General features: G+C 74.2%; 6 protein-coding genes. All 6 read left to right on the top strand.

Annotated features, from left to right (window positions below; translation table 11 throughout):
• The first annotated feature begins 74 nt into the window (after positions 1-74).
• Positions 75-257, top strand: coding sequence for a Trm112 family protein (locus tag ACFV0G_RS32720; RefSeq protein ID WP_380555849.1), 183 nt, complete (start codon positions 75-77; stop codon positions 255-257).
• Between the two features lie 34 nt (positions 258-291).
• Positions 292-1,458 (top strand): SIS domain-containing protein, encoded by a 1,167-nt coding sequence (locus ACFV0G_RS32715; protein ID WP_380555847.1) that lies wholly within the window; start codon positions 292-294, stop codon positions 1,456-1,458.
• A 126-nt stretch (positions 1,459-1,584) separates the two neighbouring features.
• A complete protein-coding gene (locus tag ACFV0G_RS32710; protein ID WP_380555845.1) occupies positions 1,585-2,559 on the top strand; it encodes a cation diffusion facilitator family transporter in 975 nt (324 codons plus the stop codon).
• A 439-nt stretch (positions 2,560-2,998) separates the two neighbouring features.
• Positions 2,999-4,447, top strand: a complete 1,449-nt coding sequence (ahcY, locus tag ACFV0G_RS32705; protein WP_380555843.1) for an adenosylhomocysteinase — start codon at positions 2,999-3,001, stop codon at positions 4,445-4,447.
• 107 nt (positions 4,448-4,554) lie between these two features.
• Positions 4,555-6,054, top strand: a complete 1,500-nt coding sequence (locus ACFV0G_RS32700) for a peptide MFS transporter (protein WP_380555841.1) — start codon at positions 4,555-4,557, stop codon at positions 6,052-6,054.
• Positions 6,055-6,128: 74 nt separating this feature from the next.
• A partial coding sequence (locus tag ACFV0G_RS32695; protein WP_380555850.1) for a hypothetical protein occupies positions 6,129-6,322 on the top strand: 194 nt, incomplete at its 3' end.

The raw sequence follows: 6,322 nt of genomic DNA, 5'->3' as shown, positions 1-6,322 counted from the left end.
TGCCCCGGCCGGTAGTGTTGCTACCGGCCGGGGCACGGCCGTACCACCACGCAACGAATCTGGAGCCGACGTCCATGAGCCTGCCGTCCTTCCTGCTGGAGATCCTGGTCTGCCCGCAGTGCCACGCGCCGCTGACCGAGGCCTCCGAGCAGGGCGAGAGCGAGCTGCGCTGCACCGGTGACGGCTGCGGCCTGATCTACCCCGTCCGCGACGAGATCCCCGTCCTGCTGGTCGACGAGGCCCGCCGCCCCTCCTGACCCCTGTTCGGTGAGCCCGCTGGAGGCCGGCCGCATGCTCGACGACATCCTGCTCGACGATCCCGCCGCCCTGCAGCGCGCCGACCGGCAGCACGCCCTGCTCGCCCTCGCCGGCGCCGGGGCGCGGGTCCGCACCGCCGTCCGCCTCGCCGAGGAGGCCGGCCTCGCCTCGCTCCGTCCGGAGGGCCGCCCCCGCACCGTGCTGGTGGCCGGCCACGGCAGTGTGCTGACGGCCGCCTCGGTGCTGGCCGCGCTCGCCGTCACCGGCTGCCAGGTGCTGCCGCTCGCCCCGACCGAGGTGGCGCCCGCCGAGCACGGCTCGTTCGCCTCCGGCCTCGGCTGGCAGCTGCCGGGCTGGCTCGGCCCGCTCGACCTGCTGGTGATCGGCAGCGACACCGGCCGGGAGCGCGGGCTGGTGCAGCTCGCCCAGCAGGCCTACACCCGGGGCTGCGCGATCGTCGTCGTCGCGCCCCCGCACACCGCACTCTCCGAGGCCGCCCTCCAGGTCAGGGCCCTGCCGCTGCCGTACGCGCCGAGCGCGGCGGAGCCCGCCGAGAGCCAGGACGACGAGCCCGACCTGCCCGCCGAGGACCCGGGGGCGCTCTGGGCGCACCTCGCACCGCTGGCCGCCCTGGCCGCGCGGATCGGCGTCGCCCCGATCGGCGAGGGCGCGCTGGCCGCCGTCGCCGACCGGCTGGACGAGGTGGCCGTGCGCTGCCGGCCGGACGCCGCCGCGTACCTGAACCCGGCCAAGGGCCTGGCCGCCCAGCTGTCCGGCACGGTGCCGCTGGTGTGGGCCGAGGGCGCGGTGCCGGCCGCCGCGGCCGAGCGGTTCGCCGCGATGCTCGCCGACCGGGCCGGCCTGCCCGCGCTGCCGGGCCGGCTGACCCAGGCGCTCACGGCGCACCGCGGCATGTTCGTCGGCCACCTCGGCGCCGGCGCCGACCCCGATGACTTTTTCCGCGACCGGGTGGACGAGCCGGAGCCGCTGCAGCTCCAGGTCGTCCTGATGCGGCACGCCCCCGGCCGCTCCGAGGACGCCGACCCCGGCTTCGCCGTCAACCGGGCCCGCCGGCTCGCGGCGGCCCACGACGTCCGGCTGACCGAGTTCACCAGCACGCTGGAGGAGCCGCTGGAGGCGTTCGCGGAACTGGCCGGGCCGGCCGATTTCGCGGCCGTGTACCTGGGGCTCGCCCGCTGACCTCGCCGGAGCGCGTCCGGCCCGTGGCCGGGCGCCGGCCCCGAGCGGCCGTCAAGATACTGTGTCCGGTCGGAAGCTGAGCCACGGCCGCACACGGCGGCCCGTCCGGAGGGACCGAACCACAGCATGAGCACCGAAGGCGGCACCAAGGCACTGGTCGCGGCACTGTCCGCGAACCTGGCGATCGCGGTCGGCAAGTTCACGGCCTTCGCCTTCACGGCCTCCTCCTCGATGCTGGCCGAAGGCGTCCACTCCGTCGCCGACTCCGGCAACCAGGTGCTGCTGCTCGTCGGAGGCAAGCGCTCCACCCGCGAGGCCAGCGAGCAGCACCCGTTCGGCTACGGCCGCGAGCGCTACGTCTACGGCTTCCTGGTCTCCATCGTGCTGTTCACCGTCGGCGGCCTGTTCGCCTGCTTCGAGGGCTACGAGAAGATCCACGACCCGCACGAGTTGGACTCCTGGGGCTGGGCGGTCGGCGTGCTGCTGTTCGCCATCGTCATGGAGGGCTGGTCGTTCTACACGGCCTACCGCGAGGCGGCCCAGGACAAGTCGGGCAAGAGCTGGACGGAGTACATCCGCCGGGCGAAGGCCCCCGAGCTGCCGGTCGTCCTGCTGGAGGACACCGGTGCGCTGATCGGCCTGGTGCTGGCGCTGCTCGGCGTCTCGCTCACCGTGATCACCGGCAACGGCGTCTGGGACGGCATCGGCACCCTCGCAATCGGCATCCTGCTGGTCGTCATCGCCGTCGTGCTCGCCCTGGAGACCAAGTCCCTGCTGATCGGCGAGTCCGCCGACAAGGAGGTCGTCGCCGAGATCCGCGACGCCCTGGTCGACCACGACTCCGTCACCGACGTGATCCACATGCGCACGCTGCACCTCGGCCCGGAGGAGCTGCTGGTCGGGGCCAAGATCGCGGTCAACGCCGAGGACAGCGCCGTCCAGGTGGCCGAGGCCATCGACAAGGCCGAGGCCCGGGTGCGCCGCGCGGTGCCGATCGCCCGCGTGATCTACCTGGAGCCCGACATCTACAGCGCCGAGAAGGCCGCCGCGGGCCCCGACCCGGAGGCCACGCCCGGCGGCCGCGGCCCCGCGGCGCACTGATCGGCCCGGCCGTCCGCGCCGTCCCCGGGGCCCCCGGGGCGGGGGGCCGCGGGGGCGGGCGCGGGCGCGGCCCCCCGCCCCCCCCCGCCCGCGCCGGGGGCCGCCCGGCCGCCCGTGCCGCCCCGCCCGCCCCCCCCCCCCCCGCCCCGCGCCCCCCCCCCGGTCCGGGCGGCCGGAAACCGCCCCACGGATCTCCGCGCCGCGCCCGACGCCCGTCGTGCCGCGGTGTAGATTCGTTCCAGAGCCAAACGTCGCTGCTGATGGCGGTCGATCGGATCCCGCGTGCCGGCCCGGTCGAGGGAGAGAGGTCCTCCGACGGATTGTGCCGCGCAGCAGAGTGCCTGCCCCAGGGCCCGACGACGGGCCAAGGGCGCCGATTCCGGCCGCTCTGCGGCCAAGCACACCCGTTCACAGGCCTACGCAGCGAGGAGCTTTTCGCATGTCGTCCCCCCTCAACGGTGACTTCAAGGTCGCCGACCTCTCCCAGGCGCCGTTCGGCCGCAAGGAGATCCAGCTCGCCGAGCACGAGATGCCCGGCCTGATGTCGATCCGCGCGGAGTACGCGGCCACCCAGCCGCTGGCCGGCGCCCGGATCACCGGCTCGCTGCACATGACCGTGCAGACCGCCGTCCTCATCGAGACGCTGACCGCGCTCGGCGCCGAGGTCCGCTGGGCCTCCTGCAACATCTTCTCCACCCAGGACCACGCCGCCGCGGCGATCGCGGTCGGCCCGGAGGGCACCGTCGAGGAGCCCGCCGGTGTCCCGGTCTTCGCCTGGAAGGGCGAGACGCTGGAGGAGTACTGGTGGTGCACCGAGCAGGCGCTGACCTGGCCGAACGGCCAGACCCCGAACATGATCCTGGACGACGGCGGTGACGCCACCCTGCTGATCCACAAGGGCGTCGAGTTCGAGAAGGCCGGCGAGGCGCCGGACCCGTCCACCGCGGACAACGACGAGTTCCGGATCATCCTGGAGCTGCTCAACCGCACCCTCACCGAGTCCCCCGCCAAGTGGACCGAGATGGCCTCGACCATCAAGGGTGTGACGGAGGAGACCACGACCGGTGTCCACCGGCTGTACGAGATGCACCGGGACGGCAAGCTGCTGTTCCCGGCGATCAACGTGAACGACTCGGTGACGAAGTCGAAGTTCGACAACAAGTACGGCTGCCGGCACTCGCTGATCGACGGCATCAACCGGGCGACCGACGTGCTGATCGGCGGCAAGGTCGCGGTCGTCTGCGGTTACGGCGATGTCGGCAAGGGCTGCGCGGAGTCGCTGCGCGGCCAGGGCGCCCGCGTGATCGTCACCGAGATCGACCCGATCTGCGCGCTGCAGGCGGCGATGGACGGCTACCAGGTCGCCACGCTGGAGGACGTCGTCGAGTCGGCGGACATCTTCATCACCACGACGGGCAACAAGGACATCATCCTCGCCTCGCACATGGAGCGGATGAAGCACCAGGCGATCGTCGGGAACATCGGCCACTTCGACAACGAGATCGACATGGCCGGTCTGGCGCAGCTGCCGGGTGTGGTGAAGACCGAGGTGAAGCCGCAGGTCCACGAGTGGCGCAAGGCGGACGGCCGCACGATCATCGTGCTGTCCGAGGGGCGTCTGCTGAACCTGGGCAATGCGACGGGTCACCCGTCGTTCGTGATGTCGAACTCGTTCGCGAACCAGACGATCGCGCAGATCGAGCTGTTCACGAAGACCGCGCAGTACCCGGTCGGCGTGTACGTGCTGCCCAAGCACCTCGACGAGAAGGTCGCCCGTCTGCACCTGGACGCCCTCGGCGTGAAGCTCACCGTCCTCACCGAGGACCAGGCCGACTACATCGGCGTCCCGGTCGAGGGCCCGTACAAGCCGGAGCAGTACCGCTACTGACGCCGGATCCGCGCCGGAGCGGTCCTTGAGCCGCTCCGGAGCGCCGGTCGACCGCCGGGGCCGAACCTCGGGTACGCGCAGGGCCGACACCGAACGAGGAGGCAGCCATGACACCGACCACCGCACTCCGCCCGGCCGCCGCCACGGCCGCCGTGCTCCCCGCCCCGGCCCGGAGCACCCGGCGGCCGCCCGGCTTCACCACCCTGTTCGTCGCCGACATGTGGGAGCGGTTCAGCTTCTTCGGCATGCTGGCCGTGCTGTTCCTCTTCGCCTCGGCGCCGGCGGCCGACGGCGGTCTCGGGCTCTCCGACGGCGACGCCGGCCTGCTCTACGGGATCTACCTGGCCGCCGTCTTCCTGGCCTCGGTGCCCGGCGGGCGGCTCGGCGACCAGGTGCTCGGCAGCTACCGGGCCACGCTCTGCGGCGGCGTGCTGATCGCCTGCGGGCACCTGGTGCTCGCCGTCCCGGCGGTGCCCACCGTGTACGCGGGGCTGCTGCTGGTCGCCGTCGGCACCGGGCTCTTCAAGCCCAACCTGGCGGCCCTGCTGGGCGCCTGCTACCCGCGCGGGGCGACCGCGGAGCGCGACGCCGGCTTCGCCGTCTTCTACATGAGCATCCAGGTCAGCTCGTTCCTCGCCCCGCTGGTGGTCGGCGCGGTCGGGGAGGGCGTGGACTGGCACCTCGGCTTCGCCGTCGCGGCCATCGGCATGGCCTTCGGGCTCTGGCGCCTGGTCCGCGGGGCGGCCGCCCTCGGCACCGTCGGGCAGCGCCCCGAGCGGCCCGCGGCGCCCGCCGAGGTGCGGCGGGCCCTGCGCCGGGCCGCCGCGGCCGCCACCGCGGTGGTGCTGCTGTTCACGGCGGACGCGCTGGCCGGCACCTTCGCCCTGCGCCATGTCATGGGCCTGGTGGCGCTGTTGAGCGTCCTCGTGCCGATCGTGACCTTCCGCCGCCTGCTCCGCGACCCCGCGGTGACGGACCGGGAGCGGACGGGGCTGCGCGCGTACGTCTGGCTGTTCCTGGCCGCCGCGGTCTTCTGGGGGCTGTACGTCCAGGGCGGGTCGCTGTTCGTCGCCTTCGCCCGGGACGCCGCCGACCGGTCGGTGCTCGGCCGTACCGTACCGGCCAGCTGGTTCCAGGCGGCCGCCCCGCTGTTCGTGCTGCTGGTGGTGCCGGGCTTCGCCTGGCTCTGGGCCCGGCAGGGCGAACGCCTCGGCGCGGCCGTGAAGTTCGCCGCCGGCACGGTGCTGGTCGGCGCGGGCCTGCTGGTCATGGCGGCCGCCGCCTGGGCGGCGCAGGGCGGCGGCCGGGTCTCCGCGCTCTGGCTCGTCGCGGCGTACCTGCTGACCGGCGCCGGTGAGGCGGCCTTCGCGCCGGTCAGCCTGAGCGTCACCACGGTCGTCGCGCCGCCCGCCCTGCTGGGACGGCTGGTGGGCGTGCTGTGGCTGTCGGCCGCGCTCGGCGCGGGCGTCGGCGGCAGTGTGCTGAAGGCCGCCGGCGGCGGGGTGCCGGGCCCCGGCGTCTTTCTCGCCCTGGGCGCAGCCGCCCTGCTGACGGGCGCCGCGCTGTGGCTGGCCCGCCGGCCGCTGACCCGCCGGCTCGGCCGGTAGGCCGGGCCCCGCCCGGCCGCGCATCGGCACCGGAGGGACGCTCCGGTGCACCACGGAGAGTCGAGGAGTCTCGTATGAGCGTCTTCCAGCTGGAGAAGCCCGTCGCCGTCGAACCGGCGCCCGTCCTGACCGTCGTGCCCGAGCCGCCCGCCGAGCCGGTGGGCGCCAGAGGCCGGGTGGCCGAGCTGCACGAGCTGCGGGAGCGGGTTCGCCGCGGGCCGAGCGAGAAGGCGACCGAGGCGCAGCACGCGAAGGGGAAGCTGACGGC

It is taken from the genome of Kitasatospora sp. NPDC059571, from assembly GCF_042735675.1.
Classification (GTDB): domain Bacteria; phylum Actinomycetota; class Actinomycetes; order Streptomycetales; family Streptomycetaceae; genus Kitasatospora.
Note: the sequence above shows the minus strand (reverse complement) of the source record. Positions and strands in the feature narration are given on the sequence as shown.

What these genes read in the sequence shown, in the direction of transcription:
- ahcY (WP_380555843.1), top strand. Translation starts at nt 2,999, where the DNA reads ATGTCGTCCCCCCTCAACGGTGACTTCAAGGTCGCCGACCTCTCCCAG.
- ACFV0G_RS32715 (WP_380555847.1), top strand. Translation starts at nt 292, where the DNA reads ATGCTCGACGACATCCTGCTCGACGATCCCGCCGCCCTGCAGCGCGCC.
- ACFV0G_RS32710 (WP_380555845.1), top strand. Translation starts at nt 1,585, where the DNA reads ATGAGCACCGAAGGCGGCACCAAGGCACTGGTCGCGGCACTGTCCGCG.
- ACFV0G_RS32720 (WP_380555849.1), top strand. Translation starts at nt 75, where the DNA reads ATGAGCCTGCCGTCCTTCCTGCTGGAGATCCTGGTCTGCCCGCAGTGC.
- ACFV0G_RS32700 (WP_380555841.1), top strand. Translation starts at nt 4,555, where the DNA reads ATGACACCGACCACCGCACTCCGCCCGGCCGCCGCCACGGCCGCCGTG.